General features: G+C 66.8%; 14 protein-coding genes. 9 read left to right on the top strand and 5 right to left on the bottom strand.

Going from position 1 to position 19,315, the window contains the following annotated elements:
- Nucleotides 1-85: 85 nt before the first annotated feature.
- Nucleotides 86-1,735, bottom strand: coding sequence for a cutinase family protein (locus tag AB0M22_RS13880; RefSeq protein WP_364725276.1), 1,650 nt, complete (start codon nt 1,733-1,735; stop codon nt 86-88).
- Nucleotides 1,736-2,046: 311 nt separating this feature from the next.
- Between AB0M22_RS13880 and AB0M22_RS13875 the strand changes: the two genes are divergently transcribed.
- The 5 genes from AB0M22_RS13875 to AB0M22_RS13855 all read left to right on the top strand — a co-directional run bounded on the left by AB0M22_RS13875 (nt 2,047) and on the right by AB0M22_RS13855 (nt 8,086).
- Nucleotides 2,047-2,922, top strand: coding sequence for a DUF2268 domain-containing putative Zn-dependent protease (locus tag AB0M22_RS13875; RefSeq protein WP_364725273.1), 876 nt, complete (start codon nt 2,047-2,049; stop codon nt 2,920-2,922).
- 333 nt (nt 2,923-3,255) lie between these two features.
- On the top strand, nt 3,256-5,133 hold the full coding sequence (locus AB0M22_RS13870; protein WP_364725271.1) for an SCO2524 family protein: 1,878 nt from the start codon (nt 3,256-3,258) through the stop codon (nt 5,131-5,133).
- Between the two features lies 1 nt (nt 5,134).
- Nucleotides 5,135-6,064, top strand: a complete 930-nt coding sequence (locus AB0M22_RS13865; protein WP_364725268.1) for an SCO2523 family variant P-loop protein — start codon at nt 5,135-5,137, stop codon at nt 6,062-6,064.
- Between the two features lie 2 nt (nt 6,065-6,066).
- Nucleotides 6,067-7,098 carry an SCO2522 family protein gene (locus tag AB0M22_RS13860; RefSeq protein ID WP_364725265.1) on the top strand — a complete coding sequence of 344 codons (1,032 nt, stop codon included), beginning with the start codon at nt 6,067-6,069 and terminating at the stop codon, nt 7,096-7,098.
- 1 nt (nt 7,099) lies between these two features.
- Nucleotides 7,100-8,086, top strand: a complete 987-nt coding sequence (locus AB0M22_RS13855; protein ID WP_364725262.1) for an SCO2521 family protein — start codon at nt 7,100-7,102, stop codon at nt 8,084-8,086.
- Nucleotide 8,087: 1 nt separating this feature from the next.
- On the opposite strand, the gene AB0M22_RS13850 is transcribed toward AB0M22_RS13855, so the two are convergent.
- Nucleotides 8,088-8,936 carry a hypothetical protein gene (locus AB0M22_RS13850; protein WP_364725259.1) on the bottom strand — a complete coding sequence of 283 codons (849 nt, stop codon included), beginning with the start codon at nt 8,934-8,936 and terminating at the stop codon, nt 8,088-8,090.
- A gap of 181 nt (nt 8,937-9,117) precedes the next feature.
- Here AB0M22_RS13850 and AB0M22_RS13845 point away from each other — a divergent pair, with 181 nt between their 5' ends.
- Nucleotides 9,118-9,486, top strand: a complete 369-nt coding sequence (locus AB0M22_RS13845; RefSeq protein WP_364725257.1) for a hypothetical protein — start codon at nt 9,118-9,120, stop codon at nt 9,484-9,486.
- Nucleotides 9,479-13,828, top strand: a complete 4,350-nt coding sequence (eccCb, locus tag AB0M22_RS13840; protein WP_364725254.1) for a type VII secretion protein EccCb — start codon at nt 9,479-9,481, stop codon at nt 13,826-13,828. Before AB0M22_RS13845 ends, eccCb begins: the two co-directional genes overlap by 8 nt.
- A 40-nt stretch (nt 13,829-13,868) precedes the next feature.
- Here eccCb and AB0M22_RS13835 read toward each other — a convergent pair whose 3' ends face one another.
- The 3 genes from AB0M22_RS13835 to AB0M22_RS13825 form a co-directional block, all read right to left on the bottom strand.
- The gene (locus AB0M22_RS13835) at nt 13,869-15,047 is read right to left on the bottom strand and encodes an FAD-dependent oxidoreductase (protein ID WP_364725251.1); all 1,179 of its coding nucleotides are present in this window, start codon (nt 15,045-15,047) and stop codon (nt 13,869-13,871) included.
- Between the two features lie 80 nt (nt 15,048-15,127).
- Nucleotides 15,128-16,072 carry an RNA polymerase sigma factor SigJ gene (sigJ, locus tag AB0M22_RS13830; protein ID WP_364725248.1) on the bottom strand — a complete coding sequence of 315 codons (945 nt, stop codon included), beginning with the start codon at nt 16,070-16,072 and terminating at the stop codon, nt 15,128-15,130.
- Between the two features lie 66 nt (nt 16,073-16,138).
- A complete protein-coding gene (locus AB0M22_RS13825; protein WP_364725246.1) occupies nt 16,139-17,488 on the bottom strand; it encodes a family 1 glycosylhydrolase in 1,350 nt (449 codons plus the stop codon).
- A 407-nt stretch (nt 17,489-17,895) separates the two neighbouring features.
- Between AB0M22_RS13825 and AB0M22_RS13820 the strand changes: the two genes are divergently transcribed.
- Together AB0M22_RS13820 and AB0M22_RS13815 are read left to right on the top strand one after the other, a co-directional pair.
- Entirely contained in the window at nt 17,896-18,048 is a 153-nt protein-coding gene (locus AB0M22_RS13820; RefSeq protein ID WP_364725243.1) for a YciI family protein, read from the top strand.
- Nucleotides 18,045-19,262: a sigma-70 family RNA polymerase sigma factor gene (locus AB0M22_RS13815; protein ID WP_364725240.1), complete on the top strand. Its 1,218-nt coding sequence runs from the start codon at nt 18,045-18,047 to the stop codon at nt 19,260-19,262. Before AB0M22_RS13820 ends, AB0M22_RS13815 begins: the two co-directional genes overlap by 4 nt.
- The last annotated feature ends 53 nt before the right edge of the window (nt 19,263-19,315 follow it).

The raw sequence follows: 19,315 nt of genomic DNA, 5'->3' as shown, positions 1-19,315 counted from the left end.
CGAGGCGGATTCCTAACGCTGCTCGCCAAAAAACGAAAACCCTGCCGGGCAAGGAATATGCCGGGCAGGGTTTTTCGGGTTCGGGTCAGCCGACAGTGGCGGTGGTGGTGGGTGCCGCGGTCGTGGTGGTGGGTGCCGCGGATTCCGTTGTGGTCGGGGTGGTTGTGGTCGGCTTGGTGGTCTCGGTCGGAGCGACCGTGGTCGGGGCCGGTGAGGTTGTTGTCGTGCCGCTGGTGGTGCTCGGCGACGTGGTGGTCGGGGACGTGGTGGTCGTGGTGCTGCTTGTGGTGGGGGCGGCACTGGTGGTGGTCGGAGTGGTGGTCTTGGTGGGTGCGGTGGTGGTCGGCGCGGCGGCCTTGTAGGCGGCGGCGAGGTCGGCCTCGGTGGGCTTTTCGGTGGTGTCCACCTTCTTGCCCTGCTGCGCCTGCTGGGCCAGGTGGGTGATCCACGCGGCGGCGTATTCGGCGGAGGTCATCGGCTTGCCGTTGGCCGGGTCGGCGTCGTGCCAGTAGTCGAAGTGGTGACCGGTGTGGTCGGGGCCGAGGGTGAGCTTGTACGGGTCGCTCATGACCACCGGGATGGTGTTCTGGTTGGTCACGATGAGCCCGATGATCTCGTTGAGGATCTTCTGCGGCAGGTAGGCCAGCGGCGACATGTTGTCGGCCGCGATCGCGTCCGCCTTCGCCACCGGCTCCTTCGGCGCCTGGCCGGGCTTGTAGGCCGGGTCGGAAACCTTCAGCAGCACCTGGAGGAAGGTCTCGTCGCTCTTGAGCCAGTTCGGGTTCGACGCGATGTCCGCGAACGCGGTGAGTGCGATCCGGCCGAGCACGACGGCGACGTCCTGTCCGGTGGCGGGGGTGAGCCCGTCGCGTTCGAGCGCGTCGACATTGATCTGCCTGCCCACGTTGACCACCAGTTGCAGCAGCGAAATATTCTGCGGCGCAGAGCAAGTCAGGTCACCGTCGGAGCAGAACGAGGCGATCTTGCCGTTCAGCTTGCCGAAATCACCGCTGGTGCCGGGCAATGCGCCCTGGCCCGGCGTCGGGTTCTTGCCGTTCTGGTAGTTCTGGTCGAAGCCGTCGGGATGGCTCGGATCCTTCGCGCCGGGGAACGGTCCGTCGCCCGCGGAGCGACCGGCGTCGGCGAGGATCACGACGCCGACGACGTTGGCCGGATCGACGATCCCGTACTGGCCGTCCGCACCGGCTTCCTGATGCCCGACCTTCATCGCGACGCGGCGCACGACGTCGGCGCCCTCGCTGTAGCCGACGATCGAGAACTTGGTGTCCGGGCACGCCTGCGCGATTTCGCGCATGACCTGCTCGGTGTTCGCGGCGCCTGCGTTGACGGCGTCCTCGTAGGTGGCCATGTTCGCCGGGTAGGCGATGTAGACCGCGGCGTAGGAGCCGGGTTCGACCGCATTGGCGGCCGGGTTGACCACCGGGTCGACCCATTCGCTGCTGTGGTCACCCGACAGCGCGGCGGGCAGCTCGTTGCCGTTGGCGTCTACCAGCAGCTTCGTCGTGCCCTGCTTCGGTGTGTCATTGCGTCCGGCCACCGAGATGCTGACCATGTCGTGGCACTCGGTCACCGACGAGGTGAGTTGCGTATCCCTGGTCTGCGGCGACGATGTCAGCGCGAACGTGGTGGCGACGATCGCCGCGACGCCGAGTACCGCGGGGGCGGCGACGGCGGAGGCAATACGATGTCGGGCAAAGAACCCGCGAAAATCCATGTCCTGATCCCCATTCCAATTACCGGCATGTTGGACGGGCCTGGCCCCCCGAGGCCATGCGTCAACAGAGACGTCGGAAAAGGGGAGGTGAGCGTTACGGTGCCGAGTCCGAATGCGACGTCCGGCGCAACCGAGTCACGCTGCGCGAACGGCATTTGCCCCCAGTAGTAGGGGCATCGACCATTCCCGATCTCGATCATGTTGAGACCGGGCTTCACCTGGTGAATTACGCCGTAAAAGCAATGGTGCTTTTATATATCGCGGAAAATCTGTTGACCTTGACGCTGGGGCAATCACTGTCGTGATCGACCGTGACGATCACTGTGCTGGACAGCTATACCGAGATGCACGCCACACTGACCGCCCCGCTCGCCGACCACCCCGAATTGCTGCGCCGGATGCTCGAACCGACGGCGGGCATGTTCCGCTACTTCCCCGGCACGCCGGATCTCGTGCAGCTGCACCACATGGGCGGCGCGTTCCGGGTGGACCGCGAGGTCGACGGCGCGCTGGCCGGACTGGAGGCGCTGCACGACGCCCGCGCCTGGGATCGGATCGAGACCGCCATGCACGCCGCGCTCGAGGTCCAGCTGAACGCCACACCGGACATCGAAGTCCCCGACATCCAGGTGATGATCGTGCTCGGCGACCCCACCGACTCGCACTTCATGGATGTCGCCCTCGGCGTGACCGGGAACGGCGGCATCTCCGGATACGTGTCGCTCACGCTCTGGCCGAGCGCGGAGAACCTGGCCCGGTTGGAGTCGACGGCCGTACACGAGATGAACCACAACCTGCGCTACAGCAACGTGCGCTGGGATCCGGAAACCGTGACCGTCGGTGAGCACGTGATCAGCGAGGGCCTCGCCGACGCGTTCGCCAGGCACCTGTACGGCGATCTCGGCTACACCCGGATCGGCGTGCCGTCGTTGCACGACGACGCGGTGTACGACAAGGTCGTGGCCGGCCTCGGCGTGCGCGGCATGCAGAACTTCGCCGCCTATGTCCACGGCGATGCAATAGCGGCCCGATTCGGCGGCACCCCCGTGGGATTGCCCACCGGGGCGGGCTACGCCGTCGGAAACCGGCTCGTCGACGCGTATCTCGCGAGCACGGGACAGCAGGCGCCCGAGGTGTTGCTGGTCGACTCGGCGGCGGTCATCGAATTGGTCACCCCGGGCCGCTAGCGGGAAAGATTGTCGCGCACCGCTTTCGGCAACGACCCGCCATTCTGAAAACGTCGCGGTTACCATTGTTGTTCGCAAATCTTTAGCAAAGTTTCCGAACGGTTCCGCAGGTCCGTCGTCGTTTGCCGGAACGCCGGGTTAATCGTACGGGTCACCCGGTACCGCGATACGCTTCTGTTGCAGGCAATAGGTGTTGCTCTGGTCATCTCGTGACCGCGAACGATGTTGTCCGCGTACAGGCTAACCAGATAAGAAAACTGGGCGGTCGGCTTTATTGCCGAGCGCTCTGTTCTCATGCGAGTCCTCCCACAGACGACAGAAAGGCTGCGATCAATGAGAATCCAGCCACGGCGCCAGATTCTGAATGTCTGGAGTTCATTGCTGGCGGCCTGCTACCAAGACGACACCTGGATCTGGGGTGGGCGGGACGGCTCGAACTCGATCAGCGACGCCGAACAACTGTTGTGTCTGCTCTACCCGGCCACCCAGATCAGCAGCTTCGGGCTGCACAACCCGGACCGGATCGCCGACGATGTCCGGATCATCCTGAAACCGCTTGGCCGCGAACGCCGCATCGGTCTGAAGATCGTCGAGGTGATGGACGAGTACCTGCGGCGCTACGAACGCGACGATCAACCGATCTTCTCCGGCGGCAGTTATCTGCGAGCCATCAAGGGCGCCGAGGCGACCGACCGGCAGCGCACGGTCGATGTGGTCGATTCGTACTCGATGTCGCTGACCGTCTGCCTGGCCGGGCTGCAATACCTGCGCGCACTCCAGGATTCGACCGGCGCCGGCGATCAGCAGCGGCTGGAACGGTTGATCAAACCGGTGGAGTCGCGGCTCAACAAGCGGCTCACCGCGGCCATGGTCGGATTGGTGCGCAGCTTCGTCGTGCAGTCGGTGGATCCCGAAACCGACACGGGCTTGGCGATGCTCAGCATGTTCAATCAGACCGGGGTGGAAAACGAGGCAATCGTCGGCGGCGTGGCCAAGCGGCTCGAACGTGTCCGCAGCCGGCTGCTCCGCGACGTCACGCTCAACAAGACGCCGCAGGCCGACCTCGCGAGCCCGGCGCTGATGTTCGAATGCGGTTGGAGCTGGGGCGTGGTCGAGGGCGCCGAGGTCATCGACTTCATCGATGTGCCGATCGCCAAGTCGGAGGGCTTCGCGGTCGGCCGCCCGTACCTGTACTTCACCATCACCGCGCTGGACGGCATCAACGACTTGACCCAGCCGCGCACTCGCGAGCTCGACCTGCTCGACGCGGACCAGCGCCGACTGGCCGACGCGCTGCAACTGCGCTGGGATCTGGCCCAACGCTATTGGTCGGCGATGGCCCGCTTCGGCGAAGGCGACTGGCCGCTGGAGGACATCCCCTGGCGCACCTCCGACGGCGAGGAATCCGACTACTTCAGCCTCTGCGTATCCGGCCTGCTGATCCAGGACCTCATCGCCAGGGAAGCCGACGACGACGACCTCACCAGGGCCACCCGGATTTTCGACGAGCTGGCCCGCCGGGGCCGGATCACCCGGAGGCTGACCGAGCACGATTCCGCCCGCGCCCTGCACATTCCGGGAGTGCTGCTGCGGTTGAACGGCACCGATGCCATCGACGACGGCCCGCTGCTGTACTGGGCGGTGTCGGATTACGCGCCGATGCTGCTGAAGCGGATATTGCAGGCGGCGCAGCTGTCCCGCACGCTGTCCACCCGCAGGCAGTTGCTGGAACTGGCGCAAGCGACCATGGATCATCTGGAACTGCGCGCCTTCCAGCGCGCTCCGGGCCGGGGGCTGTGGGACGACGCCGCACGGGTTTTCGTGGAGCCGTCGCTGACCGGTGAACCGGGCGATCCCGCGGCCGACGAGCCGCAGGAACCCTCCTGGTACTTCACCGAGCGCATCATCGAATGTCTGGTCGTCGCCGAATCGACCTACCAGAACCCGCCGTTCCGGTCCCCGACCTCGCTGACCCGTGCGCTGGAACTGCTCGACGAGGCGGACCATCTGCTCAATCAGAAATTCCTGGAACTGAGCGAGCGGGACAACACCCCGAATCGCCGGGCCCTGGAGAACATAGAAAAGAATCTGGTGCGCGCGAGCAAATTGATCGATGAGCGTCCGGCCACGGCATTCAGTCTCTGTGTCGACGCGCTGCGCGAATTGGACGGGCTCGAAGTCGCCGGTCTCGACGCCATGAGAGGTGAGTAGATTGAGCGAGCGGATTCTTGTTTTCTCCACCTCGGACAAGGGTGGCACCGGTCGCTCGGTGACCAGTTGCAATATCGCCTACCGGCTGAGCGTGGACGGCAAGAGCGTCGCCTATCTCGACTTCGATTTCGGCTCGCCGACCTCCGGCGCGTTGTTCGAGATCGAGAAGATGGATCGCGGCGTATCCGGCAAGCAGGGGCTGCACGAATACCTGAACAACCGGATCACCATTCCGGCCAGGTGCGATATCCGGTCGGAGACCAATCGTAAAGACCTGCATGCCCTTCGGCATCCTTATCAGCTCACCCTGTTTCCCGGCGATCGCGGTGGCGGCGAGTTCCCCGCGTCCGCGCAGGTGGTGAAGCAATGCGTCGAGCTGTTGATGATCTGCCAGCAGGAATTCGATGTCACGTTCGTCGATCTCAGCGCGGGCCGATCGGCGGCGTTGGAGATAGTGCTGCGCGCCACGGCCGCCGAATCATTGCGTGAGGTACCGGCGCGGTGGCTGGTTTTCCACCGGTGGACCCGCCAGCATATTCTCGCGGCGAACGGCCTGGTGCACGGTCCGAACGGCCTGCTCGAGGCCGGGCAGAAATGCGGCCACGACGTCGGTGATCTGCTCGAGTCGGTGCGCTATATCCGCACCGCGGTGCCGTCGACGAACGAGGGCTCCGGCGACAAAGACCGTGGGCCGCAATGGGCTTGGCTGCGCAAACAGAACGAGGCCTTGGAACAGCTCGCGCTGGCCAATCAATTGGGTTCCAGTGTGAAGCTCGGTACGACGCCGATGGAGCCGGTGCTCCAGTGGCGGGAACAGCTGATCCTCGACGCCGACGTCGACGCGAAGATCGCCAACGAGGAGACGGTGACCGCCTTCAAAGAGTTGGCAGTGGAACTCATGGACGACGCGACGTGGGAGAGGCTCTTCTGACGATGAACGGTGCCACTGTGTACAGCGAGGCGGCCGAGCAGGTCCAGGTCGCCGGGGTGAGTTTCGCGCATCTGTCCATCGAGACCGGGCACTTCTACATGAAGAGCCTGCTCGACGGGGAAGAGAAGATTCGCGCGCATTTCCAGCGGGTGGCCAGGCTGGTCGACCTGCACACCGCGGAGGCCAAGGCCGAATACGGCCCGTCCGCGCGGGTGAGCACCTGCTTCCTGATCGACGACTACTTCGGGTCGAACACCAACCCCACCGAGGTGCTGGACAAGGTGCTCGGCATCGCCGAGCAGTGCGGACTGCGCATCGACTACCTCGCGCGCGAGGCAGGCTGCTGGGAGACGCCGCTGTATGTCGACGGCCGCCTGACCGGGCAGCAGATTCCGCTGGCCGAAATGGTCGCGTCCTGGGTCGTCGCCGAGCCGTTGAAGCAGACGACCGGACGGCGTCCCCCCGACGTCGAGTCCGGCTGGCTGTGCAACGGGCGGCGCTCGTCCGAACACGACTCGGAGCAGGCGATGCAGGTGACGGAGGCCTATCGCCGGCCCGAGGAGTTCGCCCGCCGCGAACACACGATCTTCCTCGACATCGAGATGTGGAACACCTTGATCAACAAGGACGGGGAGGAGCACACCCGCTGGTCCTGCCCGTTCCTGGCCTCGATCTGGCAACTGCTGCGCTTGGGCATGGTGCGTTACGAGGGCCGGGCGGTGGTCGAGCCGCAACCCCCCGGCGAACGCTGGCCGGCGAGCTGGTGGGAGATGCCGTCGGTGATCAAGCTGAACCCGCAGGCCGCGCCGTTCGAGGCGTATCGCGCGCTGTCCATCCTGCCGCGCGAATATTTGAAGATCGAACACGCGGTGCAGACCATCCTCGACCACATCGTCATCGATCAGGAGGTCTTGGCGAAGGCGATCAAACGCGCTGACGGCGAAGGGATCTCGATTCCGCGCGAGGTCACCGGCCGGCTGTCGCACATGTTCGTCGACGAGGTCGCCAAGCGTCCGCGCGCCGATGGGGCATGACATGGCCGACACCTGCGCGAATTCGGAGGACCCGCCGCTGGTCGTGCTCGGCGAGATCCACACCTGCCTGCTGCCGTCGCAGCACGTGCTGGACACCGCGGCGAGCATCGAACTGCTGAGCGCGGTGCAGCGCGGCCTCACCGTGACGTCCCGGGAACGGCCGATGCCGCTGGTGATTTCGCCGAACCGGTACGAAGGGGTCGACTGTGACCTGATTCCGTTGTCGGGCAAGCATATTCATGTGATCGGCACCGTCGCCTCGCGCACGGTGGTGACCGGCGGCCGGGTCTTACAGGGCTCGTCCCAGACCAGGGTGATGCGCTCGCCGGAACGACAGGCCTGGTCGTACTACTTGAGCAGGCCGGGCACCGTAGACGCGGTGAGCAGGCTCGGCAACGAGCCGGCCGGCCGGCTGGTGGACGGACATCTGCGCGCGCACGGCGACGAGAAGCTCGATCTGACCTCGATCAGTCAGCGGATGTCGACGTTCGCCCGGGTGGATCCCCGGCTGGATCAGAAAATGCCGTTCCGCGCGGGCACCACCCGGCTGCGCTGGGCGGTCGAGGTCGGTGCGGAGCCGACTCAGTTGCCCCGCTTCGCTTTTCACCTGGCGGGCAACACGCTGCGGACGGTGCGACTCACCCTCGGCACCGAGGATGTCGCTGCGGCGCAACGCTTCTGTGAGGATCTGGCGATCCACGATTGGCTGTTGACCACCATCGGCCAGGTGGCCGATCGGGCCGGGCGAAACGATCACGAGACCGACACGCTCCTGGATCAGCTGGTGCCGTTGCTGGATCAGCTTGTACCGCTGTGGATGCCGGGTGCGCACGCCTCGCCACAGCTGCGCCAGCTGTGGGCGGATCTGGAATCGGACCCCGGCTTCACCCGGCAATGGACCGCGCGGGTCGGGCAATTGCGCGACCGGATGACGACCGCCACCCTCAAGGCGCTGCGCCATTCGAAGATCATCAGCCACGACTGGTGAGTCAGAGCCGAAACCAGCGCCGCACCAGCAGCGCGAAGAACACCGACGTCGAGAGCACTCCCGCGTACGCCTCCACCACGAACACCAGCTGATCGGTCCCCTCGAGCCCCGCGGTATCCGCCGGGCCGAGGGGGTTCAGGTAATTCATGGCGCAGTCGTAGACGATCGACAGGGTCGACGCGGTGGACAGCGAACGCACCACCGCGATCGACAACGCGACCTGAAGAAATATCCACAGCAGCATCCGGTACGGCCGATATCCGTAGCCGCACACCAGGTCCGAGAAATAGCCGACGAAGCGCCGCCAGCGGATCGGCTGCGCCCAGCGCCGGGCCCGCGCCAGGCTCAGGCCGCAGCGGTCCTCCGCGTCGGTGTCCCCGTCCTGGCGGTACAGGCTCCACGCTCGCCGAAACGACAGCGCCGCATGGCCGGGCAGTTCCAGCGCCAGCTTGCCGCCGATCTGTTCGTAGACCTCGGCGAGCCGACGGCTCTGCGTGCGGCTCAACTTCAGTGGGCCCCGATACTCGACCTCGGCGGCGAACAGGGCGACCAGGACTTCGGGGGCCACCTTCGCATTCGAATCGGACGCCTTGCTCAGATCCGCGTAGCCGCGGGCGAACAACAGACTGTCGCTGCGTCGTCGGATGCCGGGCGGGTCGTAGCCGGCGATGACGGCCTCGACGTGCCGATTGAACGAATCCAGCAGGTCCTGTTCCCCTTCCCGCCTGCGCTCGGGCCAATTCTTCGCCAAGAACGGATACAGATCCACGTCGGCGTAGGCCTTGGCATGCCGGTCAACCCGGGTGAACATCGAGCGGGCGAAATGCGAATCCTGTTGTTGCTCATCCACTACAGCCCCACCATCGACGTCGTTTTCTCGGCGCACCGTCACGATAACGCGATACGACAATTGAGCCGACGTTCTTTCCGAGGTGCAAGACCGCACATCATTTGCCGTGTTCAGCGCCGGGCGCCTAGCTAGAATGTTGTTGTGCCGCACCATGCGGCGGGGTGAGACGGGGAGGCAAGCCATGGCCGACGTGTTGTTCATCGTCACGGCCGGTTCGCAGGACGCACAGCGGCTCGATCGCCTGGCCGAGGAGCTGGCCGACGAGCTACGGGAAATCTCGGGGGTCACCGTCGGGGCGGCGACCACGGCAGCCGCGCCCGGGACCAAATCCGGCACCGCGATGGAGATCGGGCAGCTGCTGGTGTCCGGGGGTGCGCTCAGCACCGCTGCCTGGGCAATCCGCGATATCGTCCTCCGATTCCTGGCCAGGGGCCGGGCGGAATCCGTCACGGTGCGCCACGGCGACCGCGACATCACCATCGTCCGGCCGACCGATGGACAGGTCGACGGCGTCGTCGATCAGTTGCGGAGCCTATTCGCCGATGACTAGCCCCCGGGGACGCCGGATCGCGCTGTTCGTCGCCAACGACACCTTCTACTCGACGTCGATCTCGCAGCTCTACGCGCCGGTCTCGGATGCCAGGGAGCTGCGAAACCTGTTGCACGACCCCAGCATCGGCGCGTTCCAGCCCGCGGAAATACTGGTCAACGAATCGAAGACCGAGATCGAGCGCAGCATCGAGCGGCTGTTCCGCAACGCGGGACCGGAGGACCTCGTGCTGTTCTACTACTCCGGTCACGGGTTCCGGACCAGCCGCAATCTGTATCTGGCCGCCTGCAATACCGATCCGAGTCTGCCGAGCAGTTCCGCGGTGTCGTCCGCGTTCATCAAGGAATTGATCCGCGAGTCGAGTGCCGCGGCGAAGATCATTCTGCTCGATTGCTGTTACAGCGGAGCGTTTCTCGGCACCGACGTGATCAAGGCGGTCGGCGGTATCGACGACGGCGTCGGCGAGCATCTGGTCACCGGGGACGGGATCTGCGTGATGACCGCGTGCACCGGCGTGCAGATCGCGGAGGACGGGATTCGTTCCGCGGCAGATGATTCCGTGCCGTTGTCGATGTTCACCTCGGCGATCGTCAACGGCATCACCACGACCGGGTTGGCGGGCAACGGTACCGGGGAGATCAGTACCCACGATCTGTGGACGTATGTCAGCGACGAGGTGCGTCGCCGTACCGATCGCCAAACACCCAGTCATTACGGCTTTTTGAACGACGAGGTCTTCATCGCGCGCACGCGACGACGGCCCGCAGGCGCGAGTGACGGTGGCGATCGGGTGTTGCTCGGCAGCCTGCTCGGTCGATTGGAGCAGGTGGAAGACGCCGGACTACGGGCGGAAAGCTGGTGGGGCACGGGCAAATTGGCCGTGCCGATCGGCAGGCAGCGGCGGCCGGACGGCACCGTCGGCGATATCGTGCAGCTCGAATTCGCCGGGCCGGACAACGGACTGCTCGTTGTCGGGCGCTCCGGTTCCGGCAAGAGCACCCTGCTGCGCACGCTGGTGGCGTCGCTGGCGCTGACCCATTCCCCGGACGAAGCGCGCGTGCACGTGCTGGAGTCCAGCAATCGCCTGGGCTCGATGCGCGAGCTGCCGCACGTCGGCGACGTGGTCTGCGATGACGAGCCCGAACAGGTCGCGGCGCTGTTGCAGCGCATACTCGACGAGATCAGCAGTCGAAAACGGCTTTACCGCAAGCACAATATCGACTCACCGACCAGTCTGCGCGCGGCCCGCGACGCGCTGCCCGAGGGGCCGGTGCCGGATCTGTTCCTGGTCCTGGACCGCTGGGACGATTTCGCCGACCTGCTGCCCAAGGCGGCGGATACGGTGCGCCGCATCGCCGATGCCGGACCCGAGTACGCGGTGCACGTGGTGGCCACCGTGCGGGATTGGAACGAGGTGCCGGACTGGATGGGCAGGCTGTTGGCCGTCCAGATCGAGCTGCGCATGCATCAGCCGCGCGATTCGCATATCGATCCGGAGCTCGCGGTGCGGTTGCCGGAGGGTCCGGGGTGGGGGTTGCATCAGCAACAGCCGTTCCGGATCGCGGTGCCCGATATTCGAGAGCCACCCGCGGATCCCGCGATGGTGGACGACCTGACCGACGGCGCAGCGGATCTGGTCGCTCGGTTGCGTGCGCGGCACGCGGCGGCGGGGACCGGATCGGCCGGGCCCGAGGTCGAGGCCGACTTCGCCGCGCTGCACGGCCTCGATGATCTCTCGGTGTTCGACATCGAGCAATGGTGGCGGGAACGGCCGATTCGGGAGCTGCTGCGCATCCCGATCGGCGCGACGCGTCCCGGTGATCCGGTGTTGCTCGACCTCAAACAGGGTGCCGAGGGCGGCATGGGCCCGCACGGCCTGGTGGTCGGTGCGATCGGCGCCGGGAAGTCGGAGCTGCTGCGGACCATCGTGCTCGGGCTGGCGTTGCATCACGGTCCGGATCGGGTGAACTTCCTGCTCGTCGACTTCAAGAACGGTGCGACGTTCCAGCCGTTGACCAGCCTGCGGCACGTGGCCGGTCACGTTCGCGACGTGGAACAGGATCTCTACCTGCGCGAACGGCTGCAAGCGGTGCTCGACGGCGAGATCGAGCGCCGGCGCCGGCAGCTCGAGGAGAGCGGGCCGTACACCACCATCGGTGAATACGAGCAGGCCCGCGCAGCCGGGGTGGTGTTGCCACCGCTGCCCGTGCTGGTGATCGTGATCGAGGAATTCGTGGAATTGCTCTCCGGGACTTCGACATTCGTTGATGTGCTGGTCCGGATCGGGCGGCTCGGCCGTTCGCTCGGCATGCATCTGCTGCTCGGTACCCAGCGGCCGGACGAATGGCGGTTGCGGCCGCTGGACAGCTATCTCTCGTATCGCATTGCGCTGCGGACGTTTTCGCCCACGGAGTCGCGACTGGTGCTGGGCACGACCGATGCCTATCACCTGCCGCGCATCCCCGGTTATGGGTATCTGCGAATCGGTACCGGTACCGCGACGCGCTTCCGGGCGGCGTACGCGTCGGGTCCGGGGCCGTCGGTGCCCGGCAACGGCGGTGCCGGGGCGGTGGATCGTCCGGTGTCGGAGTCGCTGGCCGTCGCGCTCGGCAGGCACGGTTCGGCCGCGCACCAGGTGTGGACCGATCCCTTGAGTGACTCGCCGACAGTGGGAATGCTGCTGCGGCAGTGGAACTCATCGCCGTCGGCGGATGGGCCCGGACTGCTGCGGCTGCCGATCGGCGTCGTCGATGTGCCGCGCAAGCATTACCGCGAGGTGCTGTGCGCCGATCTGTCGGACAGTTCCGGGCATATGGCGATCGTGGGCGGGCCGCGGTCGGGGAAGTCGACCGCGCTGCGCACGCTGATCGTGTCCGCCGCGGCTACCCACACACCCGAGCAGGTGCAGTTCTATTGCCTGGATCTCGGGGGCGCGCTCGCCGGCCTGGCCGAGTTGCCGCACGTGGGTTCGGTTGCCGGGCGTCGTGATTCGGATCGGGTGCGGCGCACCGTCGCCGAGCTGGCCGCGCTCGTCGGTCGCAGAGAGCAGCGATTCCGCGAACTCGGCCTCACCTCGATGCACGAATTCCGTTCCCGCAAGGCGCGAGTGGACCGGCTGTCGACGGAAAAGCAAGCCGCCGATCCGATCTCGGCGGATCCGTACGGTGACGTCTTCCTGATCGTCGACGGGCTCGACGTCGTCCAGCAGGACTATCCGGCGCTGGAACAGGCCATCGTCACCATCGCGACGCAAGGACCGCGCTACGGCGTCCACGTCGTAGTCACGCTGCCGCCGTGGACCAGGACCCGCCTCGCGTTGCCCGACATGGTCGGCACCCTCATCGAACTGCGGCTCGGCGACCCCGCGGACTCTCAACTCGACCGCGCGGCCGCCGGAACCGTGCCCCCCGATCGTCCCGGCCGCGGCCTTTCCCCCGACAAATTGCACCTGCTCATCGCACTTCCGCGGCTGGACTCCGACACCGATCCGAAGCAACTGCCGAGCGGTATCGCCGCGGCTGCCAAGCAGCTGCGCACCATCTACGGCTCGCGGCAAGCGCCGGAGGTTCGCTTGCTGCCCACGGAGATTCCCCGCGCGCACGTACTGCGATCGGCCCTGCACGCCGGCGTCACCCAGGACGCGACGCACCTGGCCGTCGGCCTCGGCGAGAACGAATTGTCGCCCCTGATCCTGGATTTCGACGCCCAGCCCCATCTGATGGCCTTCGCCGACCAGGGCTGCGGCAAAACCACACTGCTGCACAACATCCTGCTCGGCATCACCGAGAACTCCACCCCCGACCAGGCCGTAATCCTGCTCATCGACTACCGCCGCACCCTGCTGAACGCCGTCGACCCGACTCACCTGACCGCCTACTGCGCGTCCGCGGCAACCGTGCCCGACGCCGTCGACCACCTGTGCCGCACCCTCACCACCCGAATCCCCGGCCCCGAGGTCGGCCCCACCCAACTGCGCGACCGCACCTGGTGGACCGGCCCCGAACTTTATGTCGTGGTAGACGACCACGACCTCATCGTCACCGACGGCGACGACCCCCTCGAACCCCTCCTCGAATTCCTCCCCACCGCCCACGACATCGGCCTGCACCTCATCATCGCCCGCCGAGCAACCAACCTGACCCGAGCCCTCCACGGCACCCTCCTCGGCCGCCTCCACGAAATCTCCGCCACCACCCTCCTCATGAGCGCCCCCGCCGAAGAAGGCAAACCCTTCACCCCCACCCTCCGAGCCACCCCCCTCCCCCCAGGCCGAGGCACCCTCCTAACCCGCACCCACCCCCCACAACTAATCCAGATCGCCCACCTCCCCCCACCCCAGTAAGCCTCACCCGACACCGGCCGACGCGTGTCGGCCGGTCGTCCTATCTCGAGGTGGTGTTCACGGCATGGGTGGTGAGGTGGTGGCGGCGGGTGGGGAGCAGCATGGTGGGGTGGAGGACGCTCCAGGTGGCGCCCGCGCAGATGAATTCCTTGATGCGGGCGCCGGTTCGGCCGGTGATTACGGTGGTGGTGGGTTGGTCTGCTGCGGTCACCTTCTGGAAGATGGCGTCGCGGCGGCCGAGGCTGATGCACTGCGCGGCGTAGCCGATGGGGGTTTCGGGGACCTTGCGGCCGGTCAGGCGCGCGGCGAGGGCGTCTGCGCCCTGCCAGGCCATGGGAGACGCAGTGGCGCAACCCATTCGGAGTTCTTTGCCGCCTACACCGGCGATGAATGCGGCGTCGCCGATGGCGTACACGTCGGGGTGGGAGACCGAGCGCAGGGTGGCGTCGACGACGATGCGCCCGGTGCCGGAGACCTCGAGGGTGCTGGCGGCAGCGATCGGATGCACCATGAAACCTGCTGTCCAGACGGTCATTTGGGCAGGAATCCGGCCGGCCGGGGTGACCACGCCGTCCGCTTCGACGCGGGTGATCTCGGCGCCTTCGTGAACCGTGATGCCGAGCCGGTCGAACGCCTTGCGCAGGTGGCGCTGAGCCTTCTCGTGGAGCCAGTCGCCGACGCCACCGCGGGCGGCAATCGTCACCGCGAGGTCCGGGCGGGCCTCGGCGATTTCGGTGGCCGCTTCGATGCCGGTCAGGCCGCCGCCGACGATCAGTCCTTGCGCACCGGATGCCAACTCGCTCAGCCGAGTTCGCAACCGCAGCGCGGCCTGCTTGCCCGCGACGTTGTAGGCGAACTCGGCGACACCGGGGACGCCGTAGTCGGCAACCGTGCTGCCCAGGGCGTACACCAGGGTGTCGTAGCCCAAGGTCTCGGCCTCGTGTTCGCCGAGCAGATCCACGAGCTTGCGTTCGACGTCGACCGCGATGACCCGGGCCACCCGGACCTGCACACCGGTCCCCGCGAAGACGTCGCGCAGCGCCCGCTGCGGCAACTCCTGCCCGCTGGCCAGCTGGTGCATGCGGACCCGTTCGACGAACTCGGGATCGGCGTTGACCAGGGTGATCTCGACGTCGTCGCGGTGCAGCCGCTTGGCCAGGCGTCCGGCGGCGATGCCGCCGGCGTATCCGGCTCCGAGGACGACGATGCGATGCTTCATGGTGAGCTCCTATCTGGTTGCACTCACCTCCTGAACCGAGCAGCCGCGCGATCCCTGACACGGCCCCTACGTGATGTGGGTCACCACGCCAGTTCGAGCGGTCGATGCGGTCCGGCGGCCGCCCACTGCCGCGTGATGCGTTGCAGCTTGTCGGGGTTGACCTGGATGCGGATCGCCGCGACACCGTCGGCGCTGGGGTCGAGGGCGAAGATGCCGTAGATCCGCTCGCCCACCACGACCAGCACGGCGGGCACACCGTTGACGACGTCGGCGTAGAAGACCACCTCGCCGCCGACGAAGGCGCGCCGGGCATCGGTCGGCCGGAACAGGTTCCGCACGTACCGCGCGATGTCGAACGCGCCGACCACCGGGATCTTGCGGGCCGGAATCCGCCCGCCGCCGTCGGCGACGCTGACCGCGCCGTCGGTGAGCAGCCGGATCAGCGGCTCGGTCTCGCCGCTGAGCGCCGCGGCCAGGAACTGCTCGACGATCTCACGCGCGGTGGCCGCGTCGACCTCGGTGCGGGCCTCGCCGGTGCTGACGTGCTGCTTGGCCCGCCGGTAGATCTGCTGGCAGTTGGACTCGGTGAGATCGAGGATCTCCGCGATCTCCCGATGCGCGTACCCGAACGCCTCGCGCAGCACGTACACCGCCCGCTCGTTGGGCGACAGCCGTTCCATCAGCGTCAGCATCGCGAAAGAGACCGAGTCGCGCTGCTCGGCGGTCTCGGCCGGGCCGAGCATCGGGTCGCCGGCCAGCACGGGCTCCGGGAGCCACTGCCCGACATAGGTCTCGCGCCGGGCCCGGGCGGAGGTGAGTTGGTTGAGGCAGAGGTTGGTGAGCACCTTGGTCAGCCAGGCTGCCGGCGTCTCGATCAGCGTCCGGTCCGCCGCGTGCCAACGCAGGAACGTCTCCTGCACCGCGTCCTCGGCATCGCCGGCCGATCCGAGCAGCCGGTAGGCGATCGCCTCCAGGCGGCCCCGATAGCTCTCGAATAGATCGGCTTCTTGCGTGCTGAGCGACATGACCCCATGTTCGACCATGCGCATGGGCCGCAGCCACCCGCCCTGGTCAAGCCTGGAAGCGCGCGCCTACGGGACGCCGACCGGGTTCAGGCAGCTGGCGGGTGGGTCGACCAGGACGCAGAAGGAGGGGGCGCGGGTGGGCCGGTAGTCGTCGGGGACGCCGCCCGCGTTCACGAGCTGGGTGTAGGTGCCGACCGCGTCGGTGGGGCGGCGGGTCAGTCCGGGGTCGGTGCGCACGTCGACGGTGTAGAGGCCGAATCGTGGCGTGTAGCTGCCCCATTCGTAGTTGTCGGTGAGGCTCCAGTAGTTGTAGCCGATGACGTTCATGCCGTCGGCCTTCGCCCGCTGGATCCAGTAGACGGTGTCACGCAGGTGATCGCTGCGGGAGTAGCCGTCCGCGCGGGGGCGGCCGTTGTCGGTGGGCATGCCGTTCTCCACGATGTAGAGCGGCTTGCCCGGCAGGCGGCGCGAATAATATTGCAGCGCATAGTAGATGCCCTCGGTGCGCACGGGCAGGTCCCAGATGTTCATGCCGGGCAGGTTCGGCATCGCGGAGCCGGTGGCCCTGGTGATGGCGCTGAGCAGCGACTGCGCCGGGTCGTATCCGAAGTAGTAGTCGATGCCGACGTAGTCGAGCCGGGCCGCGACCCGGTCGATGAATCCCCCGTTGACCTCCGCCTCGACGCCCGCGACGTAGCCGACATTGCTGGTAACCATTGCACCGGGCTGTATTTGGTGGATGTAGTCATGGATCTCGTTGTGCGCCTGCGCGACTCGATCCAGCATCGGACCCGGATCGGCGCCACCTCTGCCGACCTCTTGCGAGATATAGGCGACCGGCTCGTTCACCGTGACCCACAACGGATTACGGGACGCGTAGCGATCGACCACCGCTCGCATGTTTGCCAGCCAGTCGCCGACCATGCCGGGATTGCGCCAGCCGCCGCGGTCGACGGCCCAGCCGGGGTACACCCAGTGGTCCAGGGTGATCATCGGCCGCATCCCGGCCCGCTGGATATCCCCGATGACGGCGTCGTAGAAACGGAACGCACCCTCGTCCCACACGCCCGGCGCGGGTTGCAGCCGAGCCCATTCGATCCCGATCCGGAACACCCGCACGCCGAGCGAAGCGGCCAGATCGATATCGGACGCGTAGCGGCCGTAGAAGTCGACTGAATCCTGTAATGCGTCGTAGTCGGGCCGCGCGGCGATATATCTGGTCCAATTGCTGTCGGGCGCATGGCCTTCGGACTGGAATCCGGAAGCCGCGACACCCCATAGGAATCCCGAATCCAGCGGCGCCGCGGCGGCGACCGGCCGGATCATCGGGGCCGCGGACGACTGCGTGCATAGCAACATCGTCGACGCGGCGGCGGCGAGAACGGTCGAGGCATAACGACGAAACCGGAATCGCATCACCTCAGGGTAACTGGACGCACGCCGTCGTTGGGCGGATCGTGCGATAGCGGTCCGCGCTACCGCGTGTCCCGCGCGCGGCGGCAAATCTGTCAGGGACGCAGATGGTTTCGTGATCGGGCTTGCGTTCGAGCGCGCGCGAAGCCTTCCGTCGCACGCCTCGGTGAAGCCTGCTCGGCGTGTACCCCCGTTGATCGGAGTCGTCCGCTCGGGCATATTGGGCGCATGAAGTACGTCCTGCTGATCTGCGACGACGAGACAATCTCCCCGACCAATGCGGAAATCGCGGCGGATCCGGAGTTCCAGGCCTGGGGGTAGAACTCAATCGGCGAGGAGCCAAACTCGGTGGGGCGCGGCTACGGCCGGCGGCGGACGCGACGACCGTCAGGGTCCGGGACGGTGAGACGTTGGTCGCCGATGGCCCCTTTGCCGAGACAAAGGACTTCATCGGCGGGATCGACATCATCGAATGTGCCGATCTGGATGCGGCGCTCGAGATCGCGGCGGCCCATCCGTATGCGCGCCGAGGGTGCATCGAAGTCCGTCCCGTGTGGGAATGACCGCTGCCGACCCGGTTCGGGCCGCGGTCGAGGCCGCGTATCGGGACGAGTGGGGACAGGTGGTCGCGACCCTGATCGGGCAGACCGGGGATTGGGATCTGGCCGAGGACTGCGCGCAGGACGCGTTCGCCGCGGCGTTGGCGACCTGGTCGCGCGATGGGGTGCCGAGTCGTCCGGGGGCCTGGCTCACGACAGCGGCGCGGAACCGGGCCACCGATCGACTGCGTCGCGATACTGCCGGAGCGGCGAAGCTGCGCCAACTCGCGGTGCTGGCTCGGACGGTGGAAGATGCTGCGACGGAAGAGATTCCGGACGACCGGTTGCGGCTGATCTTCACCTGCTGTCATCCGGCGCTGCCGTTCCCGGCGCGGGTCGCCCTCACGTTGCGCACGTTGGCGGGTCTGAGTACCGCCGAGATCGCCAAAGCGTTCCTGACCGCCGAGTCCACGATGGCGCAACGGCTGGTGCGGGCCAAGCGCAAGATCGTCGAGGCGGGCATTCCGTATCGTGTGCCGCCTGCGGATCAGTTGCCGAAACGGTTGTCGGCGGTGCTCGCTGTGCTCTATCTGATCTGCAACGAGGGCTATGACGAGGCGGACGGGCATCGGGCGCTGACCGCTGAGGGAATTCGGCTGGCGCGGGTGCTGATTCGGTTGATGCCGGCTGAACCGGAACCGCGTGGGCTGTTGGCGTTGATGCTGCTGCTCGAAGCCCGGCGGGCGAATCGGATCGAGGATGGTGTGCTGGTCCCGTTGGAAGACCAGGACCGTTCGCGGTGGGATGGTGCGCTGATCGCCGAAGGGGTGGCGACGCTCGAAGAAGCGCTGGCCATGCGGCGCGCCGGGCCTTATCAGGTGCAGGCCGCGATCGCCGCCTGTCACGCCACCGCGGCTGATGCGGCGGCGACGGACTGGCCGCAGATCGCGATCTTGTATGGGGAGCTCGCACGGTTGGCGCCCTCGCCGGTGGTCGAGCTCAACCGTGCCGTGGCGATTGCCATGGCCGACGGGATCCCGGCCGGTCTGGCGCGGGTCGATGAACTGGCCGAGTCCGGGCGGCTCGCGGGGTACTACCTGCTGCCCGCGACTCGGGCTGACTTGCTCCGCCGGGATGGCCGGTTGGCCGAAGCCGCGGCGGCCTACGAAGAAGCGCTGGTACTGGCGCCGACCGACGCCGAACGTCGCTATCTGACCGGGCGTCTTCGCGGACTCTGAAAAAGTTTCGGCTCGTTGTCGATGTCGCGCGGCCTCGTTCGTCGGTGGGGCAA

It is taken from the genome of Nocardia sp. NPDC051756 (genome assembly GCF_040681495.1).
In the GTDB taxonomy this organism is placed as follows: Bacteria; Actinomycetota; Actinomycetes; order Mycobacteriales; family Mycobacteriaceae; genus Nocardia.
The sequence above is the reverse complement of the archived record's forward strand: the minus strand, read 5'-3'. Positions and strand labels throughout refer to the sequence as shown.